Source organism: Streptomyces sp. NPDC055955 (assembly GCF_042270245.1).
Classification (GTDB): Bacteria; Actinomycetota; Actinomycetes; order Streptomycetales; family Streptomycetaceae; genus Streptomyces.
Genome location: NZ_JBHJYS010000001.1, coordinates 389,520 through 408,443 on the forward strand (window position 1 = coordinate 389,520; position 18,924 = coordinate 408,443).

Here is an 18,924-nt window from a genome sequence, read left to right on the forward strand (position 1 = left end):
TGACGAGGATTCAGTAACCGAACGATTCAGGCCAGCGCGGGCACGTCCAGCGTCAACGTCCCCGCATCCGCGTCGAGTTCACCGGGAACACCGAACGGGACCGTCAGCGCCCCCTCGCAGTGCCCGAAGCCGAACTCCTCGACGACGGGCACCCCGAGCCCGCCGAGCCGGTCGACGAGCAGCGCGCGCAGCCCGTCGTACGCGTCGCACTCGGCCCAGGACCCGAGCAGGATCCCCGCGACCCCGTCCAGCCAGCCGGCGCGCAGGAGCTGGGTGAGATAGCGGTCGATGCGGTACGTCTCCTCGCCGGTGTCCTCCAGGCACAGCAGCCCGCCCGCGGCCGAGCGACGGGCGTGCGGGGCGCCGAGGTCGGCGGCGAGCAGGCACAGGCAGCCGCCGAGCGTGACGCCGCGCGCCGTACCGCCCACGAGCGGGCGCCCACCCTCCACGGCCTTGATCGTCCGTACGGTCTCCGGTTCGAAGAGCGTGGCCCTCAAGTGGTCCTGTGCGCGGGCGCTCTTGAGGAAGTCCGCCGCGGCGACCATCGGCCCGTGCAGGGTCGCGAGACCGAGCCGCGCGGCGAACGCCTCGTGCAGCGCCGTGATGTCGCTGTACCCGACGAACACCTTGGGCCCGGCGGCCCGCATCGCGTCCCAGTCGAGCAGGTCGGCCATGCGCTGCGCGCCGTATCCGCCCCGCGCGCACAGGACGGCGTCGACGGACGGGTCGCACCACGCCCGCTGGAGACCGGCGGCACGCTCGGCGTCGCTCCCGGCGAGGTAGTCGAACTTCCCGTGCACGGAACGGACCTGGGGCTCCACGACGGGCTCCAGGTCCCAGCCGCGCAGGAGGTCGAGCCCGGCCTCGAGCCGGTCCTCGGGCACAGGTCCGCTGGGCGCGACGACGGCGACGCGGGCCCCGGGGGCCAGGCGTTCGGGGCGGGTGAGCGGTGTCGGTGACGTCACTTGGACAGCTCCAGCGTGGGGATCCCGGTCGGATCGAGGCCGAACACCTGGGCGTAAAGGGAGAGTTCCGACTCCAGGACACGGATCATGGTGTCCGCGCGCCGGAACCCGTGGCTCTCGCCCTCGAAGGCGATGTAGGCGTGCGGGACGCGCCGGCCCTCCAGACGGGCGAGGAACCGCTCGCACTGCGCGGGCGGGCAGATCACGTCGTCGAGCCCCTGCAGCAGCAGGAAGGGCGCCGTCAGCCGCTCGGCGTGCTCGGAGGGCGAGCGCTCCACGTACCGCGCGGGCACCTCGGCGAGCGGCCCGACGAGCGACTCCAGGTACTGGGACTCGAAGTCGTGGGTCTCGCCGGAGCCCCAGGCCGTGAGGTCAAGGATGGGGTAGAGGATCGTGCCGCAGGCGTAAACGTCGGTGCCGGTCAGGGACGCGGCCGTGGTCCAGCCTCCGGCGCTGCCGCCGCGGATCGCGAGCCGCTCGCGGTCCGCGGTGCCCTCGGCGGCGAGCGCGAGCGCCACGGCGGCACAGTCCTCGACGTCGACGACGCCCCACTGTTCGCGCAGGCGGTTGCGGTACTCACGGCCGTAGCCGGTGGAGCCGCCGTAGTTGACCTCGGCGACGCCTATGCCGCGCGAGGTGAAGTAGGCGATCTCCAGATCGAGCACGAGGGGCGCGTGCCCGGTGGGGCCGCCGTGCGCCCACACGACGTAGGGCGGCAGTTCGTCGTCGGGCGCGGCGTGGGTGGGGCTGTGCGGCGGATAGATGTGGGCGTGGATGTCCCGGCCCTCGGGACCCGCGAAGGTGCGGATCTGCGGCTCCGGGTAGTACGCGGGGTCGACGGCGTCGGCGTGCGCGGCGCCGATGACGCGCGCCCGGCCCGTACAGGTGTCCAGCTCCACGACCTCGTGTCCGGTGCGCGGGCTGGCCGCGACGCCGACGACGCGGGTGCCGTGCACGGCGAGGGACGGGCTCCACTCGGTCCAGGGTCCGGCCGTGTCCACGACCTCGCCGGTCGCCGGGTCGAGCACGCCGAGCGCGGTGGCACCGGCGCCGTGGACGACGGCGATCAGGCCGCTCTCCAGTGGGGCGAACCAGCGGTGGCCGATCTTCCAGAGCGGTCCGCCGAACTCCTCCTCGCGCGGGCACAGGGGCTGCGGCGCGCCGTCCGGGCCGACGCGGTAGAGGTTCCACCAGCCGCTGCGGTCGCTGGAGTAGACGAGGGCGCCGTCCGGCGCCCACTCCACCTGCGCGACGGACTCGTCGGGCCCGCCGAACGCCGTCCTCGCCCCGGTGAACGTGCCGTCCCCGGCCACGTCGGCGACGACCAGCTCCGTCCCGTCCCACGGCATGCGCGGGTGGTCCCAGGCGAGCCAGGCGGCGCGGCGCCCGTCGGGCGAGAGGCGGGGTCCGGTGACGAACCGGTGGCGCTCCTCGGCGAGTTCGCGCACGGCGCCGCGGTCCTCGGCCGCGCTCCCGTCCAGCGGCACCGCGGCGGCGACGCGGCGCACGTCGGTCGGCCCGTCCCCGGTGAACTCCTCCAGGACGCACCACACTTCGCCCCGGTCGAGGTGGATCTGCGGATCGGCCCAGCGCAGCCCGTCCCCCACGTCGGAGACGGGCGTGAGGGGTCGGGGCACGGCGCCGGGGGCGTCGGGCTCGTGGGCGTAGAGCCGCTGGTCGGCGAAGTCGACAAACACGAGAAGCGGCCCACGCGGGTCCTCGGGGCGCCCGGCGCCGGCCCACGGCTGCCCGCCGTACTCGATGACGCGGCTGCGCACGTTCCACGGCGCGGGCAGCACGGTGTGCTCCGTGCCGTCGGCGCGCCGCCTGACCAGGGCCCGCCGGCCGCCCTCGGCCGGGCGGGGCTCGGTCCACCATGCCTCGTCGCCGACGAAGCCGACGTACTCCGGCTTCCCGTCGTGCGCCGCGGCGAGCGCGGCCGTGATCGGCGACGGCCACGATCCGTAACTCTGGATCAGCACCAACTTGTCCACGTCCCCCATGACTTCAGAGGCCCCCATGTTCTCCACGTGTGACGCCATTTCCTAGACCGTCTCCCCAACCGCTTGCCGAAACCCTCCCCGCGGCGCCTACGCGGACCGCAGGAAGCGGTCGAGCACGCGCACGCCGAAGTGCAGCGCCTCCACCGGGACCCGCTCGTCCACGCCGTGGAAGAGCGCCTGGTAGTCGAAGCCCTCGGGGAGCTTCAGCGGCGCGAAGCCGTAGCCCGTGATGCCGAGCCGCGAGAACTGCTTGGCGTCGGTGCCGCCCGACATGCAGTACGGCACGACGTGCCCCTCGGGCGCGAACTCCTCCACCGCCGAGCGCATCCTCGCGAACGTCGGCGAGTCGACCGGGGCCTGGAGCGCCACCTCACGGTGCTCGAACTCCCACTCGACATCGGGTCCGGTGAGCCGGTCGAGGGTCTCGCGGAACTCGTCCTCACCACCGGGCAGATACCGGCCGTCGATGTGCGCGGTCGCCTCGCCGGGAATCACGTTGATCTTGTATCCGGCGGACAGCATCGTCGGATTGGCACTGTTGCGGACGGTCGGCGCGACGAGCGCCGCGGCCGGGCCCAGCTTGGCGAGGAGTTCGTCGGCCGAGAAGTCCGGGGAGTCCACGCCGGCGTCGATGCCGTACAGGGCCGCCAGTTCGGTCAGCGCTGCGGCCACGGTCGGCGTGAGCCGCACCGGCCACTCGTGCTCGCCGATCCGCGCGACGGCGGCGGCGAGCCGGGTGACGGCGTTGGCGTGGTTCACCTTCGAGCCGTGGCCCGCCTTGCCGTGAGCGGTGAGCCGGAGCCAGCCCGTGCCGCGTTCACCCGCAGCGATCGGGTAGATCTGCTTGCCGGAGCCGTCGTGGAAGGTGAAAGCGCCCGATTCGCTGATGCCCTCGGTGCAGCCCTCGAAGAGTCCGGCGTGCTGGTCGGCGAGGAAGCCGGAACCGTCCTCGGCGCTCGCCTCCTCGTCGGCGGTGAAGGCGACGACGATGTCCCGGCGCGGGCGCACACCGGCGCGGGCCCACTGCCGGACGACGGCGAGGATCATCGCGTCCATGTTCTTCATGTCGACGGCGCCACGGCCCCATACGACCCCGTCGCGGACCTCTCCGGAGAACGGGTGCACGCTCCAGTCGGCGGCCTCCGCGGGGACGACGTCGAGGTGCCCGTGGACGAGCATCGCGTCGGCGGACGGGTCCGTGCCGGCGATGCGCGCGACGACGTTCGTGCGCCCCTCGGTGCGTTCGAGGAGGGTCGGCTCCAGGCCTGCCTCGGCGAGCTTCGCGGCCGCGTACTCGGCGGCCGGGCGCTCCTGGCAGTCGCCGCCGCCGCGGTTGGTGGTGTCGATGCGGATGAGCTCGGACGTGAAGGTCACGACCTCGTCGAGCGCCTGCTCGTCCACCTGAAAAGCCTGGTCAGCCATACTGTTCCTCCACCGCGGCCGAGACGATCGTGGTGACCGCCTTGAAGGTGCGGATGCTGTCGTACATGGTGTCGTGCGTGTAGGAGATCCTGCGCTCGCCGGTGCGCCGGACGCCGGGCACCACCGTCGCGGCCATGGCCAGATGCTCGGCGTCGAACTCGAGCTCGATGGTGAACGGGTCGCCCTGGACGGGCTCGTGGCGCACGGCGAGCGCCGTCGCCTCCTTCGCCGCGGCCCGGATGTCGGCGGCGGTCCGCTTCGGCGTACGGCAGACAGCCGCATACCGGGACACATAGTCCTTGACCGCGACCTTGCGGGCTTCGGGCGCATAGCCGAGCGCGTCGTCGCAGGTGAGGTCGTCGCCGGTGACGAGGACGACGGGGACGCCGTACTCGGCGACGACGTGCGCGTTGAGCAGGCCCTCGCTCGCCCGGACGCCGTTGACCCAGACGCCGGTGATCGAGTTGGCGAGGTACGTGTGGGCGAGGACGCCCTCCGTGCCGGCGCCCGTGTGATAGCCGATGAACGCGATGCCGTCGACGTCGCCGTGCTGGACGCCCTCGACCATGGAGAGCGTCTTGTGGCGGCCCGTGATCATCTCCGCGCGCTCGTCGAGTTGCTCCAGGAGCAGGTTGCGCATCGACCAGTGGGCCTCGTTGATGAGCACCTCGTCGGCGCCCCCGTCGAAGAAGCCGAGCACGGCGGCGTTGACGTCCGAGGTGAACAGGGACCGGCAGCGCTCCCACTGCGGGGTGCCGGGCAGCACGTCCCCCGGCCAGGTCACGCCGGTGGCGCCCTCCATGTCGGCGCTGATGAGGATCTTCATGGCGCATCACGGTACGCGTCAGGGAACGCGCAGGCCAGAGCCACCCTGAGAGCCAGAGGTCCAGTCCACCGAAAGGCGGCGGGCGCCCCCGCGCCCAGGGGGGACGACGGAGGTCAGGAGGCGGCCGTGTCCCGGCGCTCCTCGACCTCGTCGGCCTTCATCGCCCTCGTCTCGCTCTTGAGGATCCTCAGCGACTTTCCGAGCGAGCGCGCCGTGTCGGGGAGTTTCTTCGAACCGAACAGGACGATGACCACGATCGCCACAATGAGCAGGTGCCAGGGCTCCAGACCGTTGCGGAACATTTCCGCCCCACCCTTCGTCTTTTCGGATGAGGTGTGCGCCACGGACGGCACCCACCAAGAAGCTTGCTACATTGCGCAACTGTACAACCCCGGATCCGAGTGAGGGCGCACCCCATGGCAGGCACCCGTGAGCAGTTGTCACCCGCGCGCCGGGGAGGCCGCGCCGAGTCCGCCGCACGCGCGGCGCGACCACGGCGCAGCCGCGTGCGCCTCACGCTCGCGATATCCCTGTCCCTGCTCGTCCTCCTGACCGGCGGCGTGGGCTGGATGTACCTCAAACTCGGCGGCGACATCAACACGTTCAGCTCGGACGGCGTCTCCGGCGACCGCCCGGACGCCGACGCGTCGAAGGGCGAGAACGTCCTCGTCATCGGCTCCGACGCGCGCACCGGCGGCAACGAGGCGCTGGGCGGCGGCGACAAGGGCGACATCGGCCGCTCGGACACGGCGTTCCTGCTGCACGTCTACGCCGACCATCGCAACGCCGTCGCGGTGTCCGTCCCGCGCGACACCCTGGTCACGATCCCGCCCTGCAAACTGCCCGACGGCAGCTGGACCGGTACGCGGACCGACACGATGTTCAACGCCGCGTACTCGACCGGCGAGACCGCCCGCGGCAACCCCGCCTGCACGCAGAACACGGTGGAGAAGCTGACGGGCCTGCGCGTCGACCACACCGTCGTCGTGGACTTCAAGGGCTTCGCCGCCCTGACCGATGTCGTCGGCGGCGTGACGGTGTGCCTCCCTCAGCCCATCCACCAGCGCGACCTCAACCCCCATCGCACGACCCCGGGCAAGCTCCTGTTCCCGCGCGGCGAGCAGAAGGTCTCCGGGCAGAAGGCCCTCGACTACGTCCGCCTGCGGCACGGCATCGGCGACGGCTCCGACATCGGCCGCATCAAGCGGCAGCAGGCCTTCGTCGGCAGCCTCATCAAGAAGGTCAAGAGCGACGGCCTGACACCCACGAAGCTCCTGCCGCTCGCGAACGCGGCCACGCGGTCGATGACCGTCGACCCCGGCCTCGGCTCCGCCGACAAACTCCTCTCCTTCGCGATGTCCCTCAAGAACATCGACCTGCACAACACCAAGTTCGTCACCGTCCCCTGGCGCTACGAGGGAAGCCGCGTCGCGGTCGTCGAACCGGACGCCGACGCCCTGTGGGCCTCGCTCAGGGACGACCGGACCATCGACGGGAAGGACGCCAGCGGCAAGAAGGGCGCCGCCCGGTCGAGCGCCTCCCCCGCGCCCTCCGCCGCACCGAGTCCGGGGGACGGCATCCGCGTCACCGTCTACAACGGAACGACCGTCAGGGGACTGGCCGCCCAGGCCGCGCGCACCCTCGAGGGCGACGGGTTCACGATCCTGGGCACGGCGACGGCGTCCACCCAGGGCCAGGCCACCACGCTGATCCAGTACGGCCCCGGCGAGAAGGCGCGAGCGGGCACGCTCGCCCAGCGGTTCCCGGAGGCACGTCTGGAAGAGACTCCCACCGCGGGCATCAGGGCGATTCTCGGACAGGACTACGCGGCTCATCCGTCGGCCGCCGCCACGGCGTCGCCGGAACCCACCGCCGTACCGTCCGAGGTCTCCGACGACGCCCGCTCCGCCGACGACAACCTGTGCTCGAACCTGTCCTACGGCTGACCTGGTGCAACCGACCGGGACCGTATCGCGTCTTCACCTCTGTCTGTACAGTTGCGCAAATTCGCAACGCACGAGCTCAGCCAGAAACACAGGCACAAGGCACCACACATCACCGAGGGGAACGACGCACACGTGGGCATCATCAGCTGGATCATCCTCGGCCTCGTCGCCGGAGTCATCGCCAAGGTCCTGCTCCCCGGCCGCGACCCGGGCGGCCTGATAGGCACGACCCTCATCGGCGTCGCCGGCGCGTTCGTCGGCGGCTGGATCTCGTCGCGGTTCTTCGACCGCCCGATCGAGAACCAGTTCTTCGACGGGCCCACCTGGATCGCGGCCATCGGCGGCTCGCTCGTCCTGCTCATCGGCTACCGCCTCCTCTTCGGCAACTCACGCGATTGACGGGCGGGCCGACCCCTCATGCGCCCCGGCACGTCGGCGTCACCGTCCGGGCCGGTGCGCCTCACGAGCATCCCTCCCCGCACGCCGCGCGGCGCCGGTGAGGTGCTGCTCCACGACGAGAGCGGCACGCTCGTCGGGCAGGTCCGCTTCCGGCTGTGCGCGCGGTGCCGCGCGGGCCGGCTCCTCGGCATCTGGATCCTGGAGTCACGCCGTCAGGAGGGACTCGGCCGGCGCGCGGTGCGGGTCGCGCTGGCCCGGGGCCACGGCTACCGGTGGAACACCACGCTCCAGACCCGGCCCGGCCGCGGTTTCTTCCTCGCCCTCACCGCGCACGACGGCGTCCGGCTCCGCCACGGCCGGGCGCTCTGCCCGCATCTCCTCGGCCCCTTCGGCAACGCCCTGAGCCACCTGGGGCTGCGGCGGCTAGTGTGCCCGCCCCACCACGAGCCACCGTGACGGGAGCTCGATGCGGGTGCCGTCGGAGGTGTACTCCGTGGTGGTGAGCGGGAGTTCGCCGCTGGCGAGCACGTCGAGGCCCGCGGTGCGTACGTAGTCGGGGACCGCCGCGTCCAGCACCTCGCCGGGCGCGATGCCGTGCGCGAAGACCGGCGCCAGCTTCGCGGGCGGGCCCGTGGGGCTCTGCGCGAGTGACATCAGGACGGGCCGGGCGGCCTCGGCGAGCTCCACGACGAAGGCCCGGCCTCGCTCGCCGACGAGCGCCGCGATGCCGTCGACCAGCGGCTGGCGGTCTTCGGCCTCGCACTGGTGCAGCACACCCCGCATGTAGACGTTCGCGTCGCCGAGTTCGGCGTGCAGCCGGTGTGCCTCGGTCTGTTCGGTGGCGTCCATCTGCCGGAAGTCGGCGCGGCCCGCGGGGTCGGCGCGCCGGGCGTGGTCGAGCGCGGCGACGGAGAGGTCGGCGCCGACGACTCGCGGACAGCGGTCGGCGAGGAAGCGGGTCTGGGTGCCGTTCCCGCAGCCGAGGTCCACGACGGGCAAGCCTGTCGCCAGGTGCGGCTCGAACAGGGCGAGATGGACCCCCGCGGTGAGATCGGGCTCGGCGTCCCAGAAGACCCCGCCGGGTTCGCCGGGAGCCTCGCGCCAGAAGCTCTCCCAGGCGTCCTTGTACCGACTCGTCACGCTCATCTGCAACTCCCGGGGTGCGGTGGCACGGCACGATCGGTCTACCGCGCCCCGGGTCCGCCCACAAGCACCCCGCACACACCTTCACGTCGCATTCGACGCGTGTACGCCGGGGCGCCCCGCGCCGCCGACTACGCTCGCGGCAGAGCCAGTTCGAACCACACGGTCTTCCCGGCCCCCGTACGGCTCGTGCCCCACTCCCCGGCGAGGGCACTCACGACGCGCAGGCCGCGGCCGAACTGGTCGCCCGGGCCCGCGTTGAGCAGCGTGGGCAGTCTCTGGTCGTCGTCCTCGACCTCGCACACGAGGGTCCCCGAGCGCACCAGACGTACCTCGACGCTGCGGGTTCGGGCGTGCCGCACGGCGTTGGTGACGAGCTCCCCCACCATGAGTTCGGCGGGGGCGCTCAGCGCGCCGAGGCCCCAGGCCGTGAGCCGGTCGCGCACGAGCGCGCGCGTGCGGGACACCTGCGCGGGCTCGGGAGCGACGCTCCAGCGGGCGACGTCCTCGGGCGCGATGCCGTTGAGCCGGGCCATGAGGAGGGCGACGTCGTCCTTGCGGCCGCCGCGGGTGTTCAGGGATCTGATGATGGTGTCGCAGGCGGCGTCCATGGAGGCCGCCGGGTGGGCGGCCGACTCGCACAGTGTGGCGAGGCCGACGCCGATGTCCTCGCCGCGCACCTCGACGAGGCCGTCGGTGCACATGACGAGCCGGTCGCCGGGCGCCATCGGGACGCGGACCGCCTCGAAGGGGACGCCGCCGACGCCGATGGGCGCGCCGGTGGGCAGTTCGAGCAGTTCGCTGCGGCCGTCCTCGGCGCGGACGAGGACCGGCGGGATGTGTCCGGCGTTGGCGAGCTCCAGCTCGTTCGCGATGGGGTCGTAGACCGCGTACAGGCAGGTCGCGAGGTAGTGCTCGCCGAGGCGCTGGGCGAGGTCGTCGAGGTTGCGCAGAAGCTGGGCCGGTGGCAGGTCGAGGGCGGCCATGGTCTGGACGGCGGTGCGCAACTGGCCCATCATCGCGGCCGAGTTGAGGCCGTGGCCCATGACGTCGCCGACGACGAGAGCGGTCCGCGAGCCCGGGAGTTTGATCGAGTCGAACCAGTCGCCGCCGACGCGGCCGAGCAGGGTGCCGGGCAGATAGCGGGTGGCGATGTCACAGCCGGGCATGCGGGGCTCGATGTGCGGCAGCATGCTGTCCTGGAGGGTCTCGGCGACGCTCTCCTGGTACGTGTACATGCGGGCGTTGTCGAGGACGAGGCCCGCGCGGGCGGCGAGTTCGGCGCCGGTGACGCGGTCCATGTCGTTGAAGACCGGGCGTTCCCGGTGGCGCAGCAGGATCATGAACCCGAGGACGACGTTGCGCGCCTTCAGGGGCACCACCAGCATCGAGCGGTCGGTGATGAGGGGCCTGATGTCACGTTTCTCGAACTGTGACGCGATCGCGTTGCCCATCTCCTCGGTGATGCGGGGGACGAGGACGGGCTGCCCGGAGGTCATGCACTGGAAGAACGGCGTGTGCGCGGGGAACGGCATCGACTCGCCGACGGGTACGACGTCGTCCCAGCGGCCCGGCTCGTCCGTGTGCTCCAGGGCGACGCGATGCCACATCGTGGTCGCGTCGGGCGGGCCGTCGGGGAACCCCTCGCCCGCGACGACCTGTTCGCGCAGATAGGTGCCCGCGACGTCCGTGAAGCGCGGCACGACGGCCCGGCTGACCTCGGTGATCGTGCGGGACAGGTCGAGGGACGAACCGATGCGCCCGCTCACCTCGTTGAGGAACTCCAGGTGTTCGCGCACGGCCGCGTACTCGAGGTCGGCGGCGTCGTCGTCCGCCTCGTCGTCGGGCGCGCGGCGCGGCGCGGGCAGTCCGGCGGCGGCCGCGCGGGCGGCCTCCGCCCTGCGGGCCTTGCGCTCGGCGCGCAGGGACACGCCCCAGTCGGCGGTGACGGGGACGCGATCGTGGAGGCTGAACTCCAGTACGGGATAGCCCAGTTCGAGCACCTGGGAGACGATGCGGGCGCTCTCGCCGACGCTCATGCTGGGCAGGATGGCGGGAAGCCCGCGGGCCAGCTCGTCGGCTCCGGGGAAGTCGGTGTGCAGGGCGAAGCCGGGCGCGATGCGCTCCAGCGGATGCCCGTCGGGCACGTCGTCGGCGTGCAGCCGGCCGGCGTCGGCGGCGAGCACGAGGAGTTTCGCGGACCCGGGGCCGACGAGTGGGTAGGCCCACCACAGGACGTCGATGCGCTGCCGCCGCGGCGTCTCGAGGCGGGCGCGGCCCGCGGCGGGGTAGGCGGCCCGCCCGTCGAGCGAGGACTCCAGGTCCGGGCCGGGCCCGTCGTACGCGCTCTCGTCCCCGTACGCCGGGGAGTTGAACCCTTCGGGCAGTGCGCCGGAGACGGGCAGCAGGTCGGTGGCCGGACGGCCGACGGCGTCCTCGCGCGCGGGGCCGAAGAGACGGCGCGCGCCGGTGCTCCAGTGCGAGATGAGTTCTGACTTGTCGACCACGACGACCGCCAGGGGTACACGGCCGGGCACGGGGCTCTGCGGGGCCGTCCCGGTGCCACTGTGCATGGCCTGCGCTCCCTTCTCCGCGCGGCGACCGAGCGTCATGGGTTCGGCCCCTTCCCGTTCCACGGTACGCGGTACGGGGGTAGCGGGGGCTGCATCGGCCGAATTGAACGGGGGCGACGCGCCGGGGCCGGGCCTGGCACCCGGCCCCCAACGCTCAGTCCTCGTGGCCCAGTTGCAGGTCACGCTCCGTGCGGCCGCCGCCCGCCATGTGCAGCACCGTGGCGACCGGCGGGTAACCGGCGGCGATCACGGTGTACTCGCCCGACGACAGGTCGACGAAGCGGAACGTGCCGTCGAGACCGGTCGTGAGGGTGTCGACGACGTTGCCCGCCGCGTCGAGGAGGGTCACGCGCGCGTCCTCGACGGGGCGGCCGCCGCCGGCCCTGACCGTGCCGCGCAGCACGGCGCCGCCCGCGAGTTCGACGTCCTGGCGGGTCTCGCGCGCGGCCATCACGGTGACGGGGAGCGCGGCGGGGCGGAACGCCGGCGCGCTCCCGGCGAGCGTGTACTCGCCGGCCACCAACTCCGTGATGACGTAACTGCCTTCGCGCCCGCTGCGGGTCGTGGCGACGACCTCGCCGTGGACGTTGGTCAGGGTCACGGTGGCGTCGCGCACGGGCGCGCCGTCGGCGGTCAGTACGCTCCCGGCGAGCCGCCCGGCACCGCCGAGGACGACGTCGAGGTCGACGGGCCGCTCCCCCACGGTGACGGTCACGGCCTGGGGCTGGTGTCCGCCCGCGGCCGCGATCAGGACGTAACTTCCGGAGCCGGGCGTCGACAGGGCGTACCGGCCGTCGTCACCGCTCGCGCCGCGCCCGATCTGCTGGCCGCCGACGTCGATGAGGGTGAGGGCTGCACGGGGCACCGCGGTCCCGTCGGAGTGCTGGACGATGCCGCAGACCGGCACGCCGGCGCCGTACGGGGGCCGGGACTGGGACGGGACGGAGGTGCTCTCGCCGCTCGGGGCGCTGTGGGGGGCGGCACTGGACAACAGGGGTGTCTCCTTGAGGAAGAAGGCGATCACGAGGCCGAGGACGAGCACCGGGACGAGGTAGAGGAAGATCCGGGGCATCGCGTCGGCGTACGCCTGGATGTAGCCGTCGCGCAGCGCGGGCGGCAGGGCATGGACGAGCTGCGGGGTGATGGACTCCGGGTCGGGCAGGCCCGCCCCCTCGGGCAACCGGTCCGCGAGCGCGTCGGCGAGCCGGTTGGCGAAAAGGGTGCCGAAGATCGCGGCGCCGACACTGCCGCCGATCTGCCGGAAGTAGTTGTTGGCGCTGGTCGCGGTGCCGATGTCGGCGGGGCGGACGGCGTTCTGCACGGCGAGGATCAGGACCGGCATGATCAGGCCGATGCCCGCGCCGAGTACGGCCATGAAGAGGCTGTAGTGCAGCCGCGTGGTGTCCACCTCGAGGCGGGACAGGAGCCACATGCCCACTGTCGCCAGGGCCCCGCCGACGATCGGGTAGATCTTGTAGTGCCCGGTGTGGCTGATGAGTTGGCCGGAGACGACCGAGGCGATGACGATGCCGCCCATCATCGGGAGCATGAGCAGCCCGGACTCGGTGGCGCTCGCGCCGTCGACCATCTGGAGGAAGGTCGGCAGGTAACTGGCCGCTCCGAAGAGGGCGACGCCGACGACCATGCCGACCAGGCCGGTGATGTTGAAGACGGGGTCGCGGAACAGCCGCAGCGGGATGATGGGTTCGGCGGCGAAGCGCTCGGCGACGACGAAGAGCACGGCCGTCACGGCCGCTCCGGCGGCGAGCCCCAGGATGACGCGCGAACCCCACGCGTACTCGGTCCCGCCCCAACTGGTCAGCAGCACGAGGCAGGTCGATGCCGCCGCGAGCAGCAGCGCCCCGAGGACGTCGAGCCTGGCCTTGACCTGGGGGCGGGGCAGTTTGAGTACCACGGTGACGACCGCGAGCGTGACCAGCCCGAAGGGCACGTTGATGTAGAAGCACCAGCGCCAGGTGAGGTGGTCGGTGAAGTAGCCGCCGAGCAGCGGGCCCGCGACGGACGCGAGGCCGAACGCGGCGCCGATGAGGCCCATGTAGCGGCCGCGTTCGCGGGGCGGCACGATGTCCGCGATGATCGCCTGCACGCCGATCATGAGGCCGCCTGCGCCGATGCCCTGGACGGCGCGGAACGCGATGAGTTCGTCCATGTCGCGCGACCAGCCGGCCAGCGCGGAGCCGACGACGAAGACCGCGATGGCGAACTGGAAGACGCCCTTGCGGCCGAAGAGGTCGCCGAGCTTGCCGTAGATCGGCAGACCGATGGTGGCGGTCAGAAGATAGGCGGTGATCGCCCAGGACATCTTGTCGAGGCCGTGCAGCTCGCCGACGACCTTCGGGAGCGCGGTGGCGACGATCATCTGGTCGAGCGCGGCCAGCAGCAGCGCCAGCATGAGTCCGATGAAGACCATCCGGACCCGGCTCGGGCTCAGGCCGTGGCCGGGGAACTGCCGCTGTTCCACGACCGGTTGGGGCTCGGCGTGCGGGGTCGGCTCCGTCGCCGGCACCGGCCCCGGCTCACTCGTCACCAGCGTCGTCGTGCCCACCTGCCGCTCCCCTCGTCGCGCCTGCGCCGCATATTTCTCGCATTACGCGACAACTGCGGGCAAGCGCGACGAGGGGCGGCTCCGGCGGGCTCCGGGCGCGAATGCGCCGGTGGGAGCCCTACGGCGTACAACCGCGCGCGAGCGGAAAACCACTCGAAACGGTGAGCACTACATCGGGGTCACTTCTCCACCTCGGCGGCGAGCTTCGCGAGGATCTGGTCGTAGATGCGGCCGAGGCCCTTGGGGGCGAAGGTCTTCTCGAAGAAGCCGCCGATGCCGCCCGCACCGTTCCACACGGTGCTGACGACGACGCGGGAGGCGCCCTCACCGGAGGGCGTCACGCGCCAGGTCGTGACCATCGAGGAGTTGCGGTCCTTCTCGACGAGCTCGCCGTCGGTGGGTTCGCCGACCTCCAGGAGGCAGTCACGGATCCGCTTGCTGGTGGCCTGGAGCTTCCAGTGGACGAGGGTGCCCTCGCCGTCGCCGCCCTCGCGGACCTCGTACTCACTGAAGTGCTCGGGCAGCAGCTTCGCGCGCGTGCCGCTGTAGTCGGCGAGCGCGTCGAATACGTCGTCCGGCTTGGCGGCGATGACCCGCTCCGTGATGGCCTCGACCTGCGCCATGACACTTCCTCCAGCAGTCGGTGTTCTCGGTGTTCGAGAGGGAGCCCAAGCCAACCACCCTCCGCGTCGGCCGCCAAAATCGGGGTCGCACGATCAAGGGAACATGTGTTCTATTCTGTGCCCAGTGCTAGCTAGGAGGCGTCATGCGCTGGGAGAACCTCACGGAGAATCCGGCCGAAATCCCTACAGGGAGGGTCACGGACGCCGCGCTGTTCGGCGCGGACACCGTGACGACCCGCACCTTCGACACACCCGAATTCGCCGGCGTGACCTTCCACGAGATCCGGGCCAGGTCGATCGTGAACCGCGTGCCCGGCGCCTCTCGCATGCCGTTCGAGTGGACGGTCAACCCGTACCGGGGATGCACGCACGCGTGCGTCTACTGCTTCGCCCGCAAGACCCACAGCTATCTGGACCTCGACACGGGCCTCGGCTTCGACAGCCAGATCGTCGTGAAGGTGAACGCGCCGGAGCTGCTGCGCCGTCACCTGGCCTCGCGCCGCTGGCACGGAGAGCACATCGCGATGGGCACGAACGTGGACTGCTACCAGCGCGCGGAGGGGCGCTACCGGCTGATGCCGGGAATCATCGAGGCGCTCAGGGACTACGCGAACCCGTTCTCGATCCTCACGAAGGGCACGCTGATCCTGCGCGACCTCGACCTGCTGCGGCAGGCCGCCGAGGTCACCGACGTCGGCGTCTCGGTGTCCGTCGGCTTCGTCGACCGCGAGCTGTGGCGCACCGTCGAGCCGGGCACGCCCGCGCCGGAGCGCCGGCTCGACGTCGTCCGCGCCCTCGGCGAGGCCGGCATCGGCTGCGGTGTCCTGATGGCCCCCGTGATCCCGTTCCTGGGAGACCACCCCGGGCAGCTGCGGGAGACCGTACGGGCCGTCGCGGCGGCCGGCGCGACCTCCGTGACCCCGCTCGTGCTGCATCTGCGGCCCGGGGCACGCGAGTGGTTCATGTCCTGGCTCGGGCAGCACCACCCGCACCTGGTGCGGCGCTACGAGCGGCTGTACGCGGAGGGCGCCTACGCGCCGAAGTGGTATCAGCGCCGGATCACCCGTCAGGTGCACGAGCTGGCGGAGGAGTTCGGCATCGGACCCTCGCGCGCGGAGGGCCCGCGACGGCTGCGCGCACGCCACGAGCCTGCGCCCGCCCCCGCGGCCACCCAGCTCACGCTCCTCTGATCGCGCGGCTCCCGGACACGTACACGCCAATCGGGTCAACTCTGCGCAGAATTGGACGATCTTGGTCTGGATGCGGGGACCATGCCGCGGGGGCCGCGCGCTCGCGGCCCCGAACCCTCCGTCCTGGGAGGCTCGATGAAGAAAAGCGCAGCCGCCGTGTGCGGCGCCGCCACCATGCTGGCCGGCATGCTCACCGCGGCACCGGCCGGCGCGGCACCGACCCTTTCCGTTCAGCGCGCAGCCCTCACCTGGAAGGACTGCGGCACCAAGAACTACCCGACGCTCCAGTGCTCCTCGGTGCGGGTGCCGCTCGATCACGACCGGCCCGGCGGTGAACAGATCACGCTCGCGCTGTCCCGGGTCCGGCACACCGCGAAGACGTCTCAGGGCCCGCTCCTGGTCAACCCCGGCGGCCCCGGCGGCAGCGGCCTGTCGCTGGCGGGCTTCGTGGCACGCCAGCTGCCGAAGAGCGTCGCCGCCCAGTACGACGTCGTGGGCTTCGACCCGCGCGGCGTCGGCAAGAGCAAACCGGCCCTGAACTGCCGGCCCAAGCACTTCGCCACCGTGCGCCCGCCCAGTGTGCCGGCCACCTCGGCGATCGAGCGCGCAGGCGTCGACCGCGCGCAGGCGTTCGCGAAGGCGTGCACCACGAAGTACGCGGACGTACTCCCGTACCTCGACACGGTGAGCACCGTCCGGGACATGGACGCGATCCGCAGGGCACTCGGCGCGCGGCAGCTCAACTACTTCGGCTACTCGTACGGCACCTACCTGGGCGCCGTCTACGGCAAGCTCTACCCGCAGCGTGTGCGGCGGCTGGTGCTCGACTCGATCGTCGATCCGGGCGGGGTCTGGTACGACGACAACCTGGGGCAGGACCTCGCGTTCAACGCCCGCCACCAGGCGTTCCTCGCCTGGGTGGCGCGGCACGACGCGGCGTACGCGCTCGGCAAGGACCCCGCGAAGGTCGAGGCCGAGTGGTACGCGATGCGCGAGGCCTTGCAGAAGAAGCCGGCGGGCAGGACGGTCGGTGCCGCCGAGCTGGAGGACACCTTCCTTCCGGGCGGCTACTTCAACGGCTACTGGCCCTATCTGGCCCAGGCGTTCGCGGCGTACGTGAAGGACAAGGACCCGGCCCCGCTCGTCACGGCGTACAAGAAGCTGGGCGCCGTCGACGCCGCGGGCGACAACGGCTACAGCGTCTACACGGCCGTGCAGTGCCGCGACGCCGGGTGGCCGCGCGACTGGAACCGGTGGCGCGACGACAACTGGCAGGTGGCCGAGAAGGCCCCCTTCTCCACCTGGAACAACGCCTGGTACAACGCGCCGTGCGCGTTCTGGCCGACCAGCCGGCTGGACCCGCCGGACGTGTCCAACGACGACCTGCCGCCGGCACTGCTCTTCCAGGCCACCGACGACGGGGCCACGCCGTACGAGGGCGGGGTCGCCGTCCATCACGAGCTGCGCGGCTCCAGCCTGGTGGTCGAGCGGGGCGGCGGGAACCACGGGGTCAGCCTGAGCGGGAACGCCTGCCTGGACCGGTACCTGGCCGACTATCTGCGCTCCGGGAAGGTGCCGCGCGGCAGCGGCGAGGCCGACGCGACGTGCGAGAAGCAGCCGGACCCGAAGCCGCTCACGAAGAAGGGCGCCCTCGGCCCGCCCCCGTCACGCGGTGTGCTCCTGCACGGACTGATGGGCTTCCGAGGCTGAGTACTTCCCTTTGACGCACACCCTGGCAGGGGCGGTGTCCGCCGGGTCACGATGGGCGCATGAGCGCTTCTCGGGCCCACGACACCGCCCCTGCTTCCCTCTCGGCGGCACAGATCCGCGTCCGGGACATGGCCGACGCCGACTGCGAGGCGGTGGCCGGGATCCGGATCCGCGGCTGGCGGACGGCGTACGCGGGCCTGATGCCCGCGTCCTTTCTGGCCGCGCTGAGCATCGAGGAGGACGCGGCTCGCCGCCGCGAGCGCCTCGCGCGGGCCGGTTCGTCCGTGGTGAACGTGGTCGCCGAGCGCGGAGGCGACATCGTCGGCTGGGCCTGCCACGGCCCGTCCCGCGACGACGATCTCCCGCCCGGGGAAGCCGAGTTGTACGCGATCTACGTGCACGACGGGCAGCTGTCCACGGGGGTCGGCCGCACCCTCCTGCGCAGTTGCCTGGACCGCTGCGCCGACGCCGGATACGAGCGGATCAGCCTGTGGGTGGTCAAGGGCAACACCCGCGCCCGCGGGTTCTACGAGCGCGCCGGGTTCACCCCGGACGGCGCCGAGGAGCCGTACGAGGTGGACGGGGAACTCGTGCCGGAGGTGCGCTACGCGCGCGCTGTCAGTCTCTGACGTCGCTCGGGCTCTCCCGCTGCCCGGGCAGTCGCGCGAGCGCGCGCACCGCGGCCTGTGCGAGCGCCGGGTGGGCGAGAGCCTCGGTCAGGACCGGCCGGGCGCGGGCGTCCCCGAGGCCGCCGAGCCCCTCCACACACGCGAGCGCGACCGCGCGGTACGGATCGCGGGGGCCGAGCCGCCGCTCCAGGGTGGTGATCAGCGCCGGCGCGGACTCGGGCGCGCGCAGTGCGGCCAGGAGCCGCACCGGGTGCAGCGCGTACGCCACCCGCAGCTCGTTCGTGGCGAGCGCCGCGGCCGCGCGTGCGGTGCGCGGATCGCCGAGCGCGGCCAGAGCGTGCGCGGCGGTGGCACAGCGTGCCGGGTCGCGGTGGTTGAGGAGCAGGACGAGCGCCTCGAACGCCCGGCGGTCCCCCGCCACTCCGAGGCGGTACGCGGCCAGCTCCCGCGCCCACAGCGGCTGCCCGGGCTCGGTCAGCGCGGCCGCGAGCTCGTCGACGTCGCCGGCCGCCGCGAGGCGGTCGAGAAGGGGGGAGGTGCCCGACTCGGCCCGTAAGCGCTCCGTGACCGAGCGCAACTCTTCGTCCATGCGGTCCAGCGTAGACAGGCCCGGGGTCCCGGCGACGTAGATCACAGGGACTGATGAACGCCGAGGACTGGCGCGCTCGTTACTCGCCGGTTAATCTCAATTGAGCGGGGCACACCCCCCGCACCCCACTCCTGGCGGCCTGGTGACGCAGCCGCCGAGAGTGTCAGTCGGTTCGGTGCCTCAGGTACCGCAGTACGGCGCGGCCCCGGGACAGGGCCCGCCGGATCTCCCTCTCAGTGATTCGCCGGACGCCTGTGTGCGCCGCGTCCGGGTTCGAATTCCCGCACTCCGTGCGCCTGTCGGCGTATCCGCGCGTGCCCCTCAGTCGTCACTCCTCCCT

At 72.2% G+C, this 18,924-nt stretch carries 16 protein-coding genes; 6 read left to right on the plus strand and 10 right to left on the minus strand.

What is annotated here, in order from left to right; genetic code table 11:
• Nucleotides 1–26 precede the first annotated feature (26 nt).
• The 5 genes from ACFC96_RS01585 to tatA all read right to left on the minus strand — a co-directional run bounded on the left by ACFC96_RS01585 (nucleotide 27) and on the right by tatA (nucleotide 5,518).
• Nucleotides 27–965 carry an LD-carboxypeptidase gene (locus tag ACFC96_RS01585; protein ID WP_376609548.1) on the minus strand — a complete coding sequence of 313 codons (939 nt, stop codon included), beginning with the start codon at nucleotides 963–965 and terminating at the stop codon, nucleotides 27–29.
• Entirely contained in the window at nucleotides 962–2,968 is a 2,007-nt protein-coding gene (locus ACFC96_RS01590) for a prolyl oligopeptidase family serine peptidase (protein WP_376609904.1), read from the minus strand. The genes ACFC96_RS01585 and ACFC96_RS01590 overlap by 4 nt, the downstream gene beginning before the upstream one ends.
• Nucleotides 2,969–3,055: 87 nt before the next feature.
• Nucleotides 3,056–4,390, minus strand: a complete 1,335-nt coding sequence (locus tag ACFC96_RS01595; protein ID WP_376251486.1) for a M20/M25/M40 family metallo-hydrolase — start codon at nucleotides 4,388–4,390, stop codon at nucleotides 3,056–3,058.
• A complete protein-coding gene (locus ACFC96_RS01600) occupies nucleotides 4,383–5,216 on the minus strand; it encodes a M55 family metallopeptidase (protein ID WP_376251484.1) in 834 nt (277 codons plus the stop codon). Before ACFC96_RS01600 ends, ACFC96_RS01595 begins: the two co-directional genes overlap by 8 nt.
• A 113-nt stretch (nucleotides 5,217–5,329) precedes the next feature.
• Nucleotides 5,330–5,518 carry a Sec-independent protein translocase subunit TatA gene (gene tatA / locus ACFC96_RS01605; RefSeq protein WP_340460626.1) on the minus strand — a complete coding sequence of 63 codons (189 nt, stop codon included), beginning with the start codon at nucleotides 5,516–5,518 and terminating at the stop codon, nucleotides 5,330–5,332.
• Nucleotides 5,519–5,632: 114 nt separating this feature from the next.
• On the opposite strand from tatA, the gene ACFC96_RS01610 reads away from it, so the two are divergent.
• From ACFC96_RS01610 to ACFC96_RS01620, 3 genes are all read left to right on the plus strand, one after another.
• Complete coding sequence (locus ACFC96_RS01610; protein ID WP_376609550.1) at nucleotides 5,633–7,162, plus strand: LCP family protein; 1,530 nt, start codon at nucleotides 5,633–5,635, stop codon at nucleotides 7,160–7,162.
• Between the two features lie 132 nt (nucleotides 7,163–7,294).
• Entirely contained in the window at nucleotides 7,295–7,561 is a 267-nt protein-coding gene (locus ACFC96_RS01615) for a GlsB/YeaQ/YmgE family stress response membrane protein (RefSeq protein ID WP_376251480.1), read from the plus strand.
• A gap of 54 nt (nucleotides 7,562–7,615) precedes the next feature.
• Nucleotides 7,616–8,017: a hypothetical protein gene (locus tag ACFC96_RS01620; RefSeq protein ID WP_376609552.1), complete on the plus strand. Its 402-nt coding sequence runs from the start codon at nucleotides 7,616–7,618 to the stop codon at nucleotides 8,015–8,017.
• Here the strand turns inward: ACFC96_RS01620 and ACFC96_RS01625 are convergent.
• The 4 genes from ACFC96_RS01625 to ACFC96_RS01640 form a co-directional block, all read right to left on the minus strand.
• The gene (locus ACFC96_RS01625; protein ID WP_376609553.1) at nucleotides 7,985–8,707 is read right to left on the minus strand and encodes a class I SAM-dependent methyltransferase; all 723 of its coding nucleotides are present in this window, start codon (nucleotides 8,705–8,707) and stop codon (nucleotides 7,985–7,987) included. The two genes, ACFC96_RS01620 and ACFC96_RS01625, sit on opposite strands and share 33 nt — an antisense overlap.
• Before the next feature lie 128 nt (nucleotides 8,708–8,835).
• Nucleotides 8,836–11,277, minus strand: a complete 2,442-nt coding sequence (locus ACFC96_RS01630; protein WP_376609906.1) for a SpoIIE family protein phosphatase — start codon at nucleotides 11,275–11,277, stop codon at nucleotides 8,836–8,838.
• 154 nt (nucleotides 11,278–11,431) lie between these two features.
• Nucleotides 11,432–13,843 (minus strand): MFS transporter, encoded by a 2,412-nt coding sequence (locus ACFC96_RS01635; RefSeq protein ID WP_376609555.1) that lies wholly within the window; start codon nucleotides 13,841–13,843, stop codon nucleotides 11,432–11,434.
• A gap of 179 nt (nucleotides 13,844–14,022) precedes the next feature.
• Nucleotides 14,023–14,466, minus strand: coding sequence for an SRPBCC family protein (locus ACFC96_RS01640; RefSeq protein WP_376251470.1), 444 nt, complete (start codon nucleotides 14,464–14,466; stop codon nucleotides 14,023–14,025).
• Nucleotides 14,467–14,609: 143 nt separating this feature from the next.
• Here ACFC96_RS01640 and ACFC96_RS01645 point away from each other — a divergent pair, with 143 nt between their 5' ends.
• The 3 genes from ACFC96_RS01645 to ACFC96_RS01655 all read left to right on the plus strand — a co-directional run bounded on the left by ACFC96_RS01645 (nucleotide 14,610) and on the right by ACFC96_RS01655 (nucleotide 17,995).
• On the plus strand, nucleotides 14,610–15,656 hold the full coding sequence (locus ACFC96_RS01645) for an Rv2578c family radical SAM protein (protein ID WP_376251469.1): 1,047 nt from the start codon (nucleotides 14,610–14,612) through the stop codon (nucleotides 15,654–15,656).
• 135 nt (nucleotides 15,657–15,791) lie between these two features.
• Nucleotides 15,792–17,366 (plus strand): alpha/beta hydrolase, encoded by a 1,575-nt coding sequence (locus tag ACFC96_RS01650; RefSeq protein WP_376609557.1) that lies wholly within the window; start codon nucleotides 15,792–15,794, stop codon nucleotides 17,364–17,366.
• A gap of 59 nt (nucleotides 17,367–17,425) precedes the next feature.
• A complete protein-coding gene (locus tag ACFC96_RS01655) occupies nucleotides 17,426–17,995 on the plus strand; it encodes a GNAT family N-acetyltransferase (protein WP_376251465.1) in 570 nt (189 codons plus the stop codon).
• On the opposite strand, the gene ACFC96_RS01660 is transcribed toward ACFC96_RS01655, so the two are convergent.
• Complete coding sequence (locus ACFC96_RS01660) at nucleotides 17,985–18,584, minus strand: adenylosuccinate lyase (RefSeq protein ID WP_376251463.1); 600 nt, start codon at nucleotides 18,582–18,584, stop codon at nucleotides 17,985–17,987. The two genes, ACFC96_RS01655 and ACFC96_RS01660, sit on opposite strands and share 11 nt — an antisense overlap.
• Between the last annotated feature and the right edge of the window lie 340 nt (nucleotides 18,585–18,924).

Bases quoted from the DNA above. Each gene is read 5' to 3' on its own strand.
- ACFC96_RS01590 (WP_376609904.1), bottom strand. From the start codon at position 2,968: ATGGGGGACGTGGACAAGTTGGTGCTGATCCAGAGTTACGGATCGTGG.
- ACFC96_RS01595 (WP_376251486.1), bottom strand. From the start codon at position 4,390: ATGGCTGACCAGGCTTTTCAGGTGGACGAGCAGGCGCTCGACGAGGTC.
- ACFC96_RS01600 (WP_376251484.1), bottom strand. From the start codon at position 5,216: ATGAAGATCCTCATCAGCGCCGACATGGAGGGCGCCACCGGCGTGACC.
- tatA (WP_340460626.1), bottom strand. From the start codon at position 5,518: ATGTTCCGCAACGGTCTGGAGCCCTGGCACCTGCTCATTGTGGCGATC.
- ACFC96_RS01610 (WP_376609550.1), top strand. From the start codon at position 5,633: ATGGCAGGCACCCGTGAGCAGTTGTCACCCGCGCGCCGGGGAGGCCGC.
- ACFC96_RS01625 (WP_376609553.1), bottom strand. From the start codon at position 8,707: ATGAGCGTGACGAGTCGGTACAAGGACGCCTGGGAGAGCTTCTGGCGC.
- ACFC96_RS01630 (WP_376609906.1), bottom strand. From the start codon at position 11,277: ATGCACAGTGGCACCGGGACGGCCCCGCAGAGCCCCGTGCCCGGCCGT.
- ACFC96_RS01640 (WP_376251470.1), bottom strand. From the start codon at position 14,466: ATGGCGCAGGTCGAGGCCATCACGGAGCGGGTCATCGCCGCCAAGCCG.
- ACFC96_RS01645 (WP_376251469.1), top strand. From the start codon at position 14,610: ATGCGCTGGGAGAACCTCACGGAGAATCCGGCCGAAATCCCTACAGGG.
- ACFC96_RS01650 (WP_376609557.1), top strand. From the start codon at position 15,792: ATGAAGAAAAGCGCAGCCGCCGTGTGCGGCGCCGCCACCATGCTGGCC.
- ACFC96_RS01655 (WP_376251465.1), top strand. From the start codon at position 17,426: ATGAGCGCTTCTCGGGCCCACGACACCGCCCCTGCTTCCCTCTCGGCG.
- ACFC96_RS01660 (WP_376251463.1), bottom strand. From the start codon at position 18,584: ATGGACGAAGAGTTGCGCTCGGTCACGGAGCGCTTACGGGCCGAGTCG.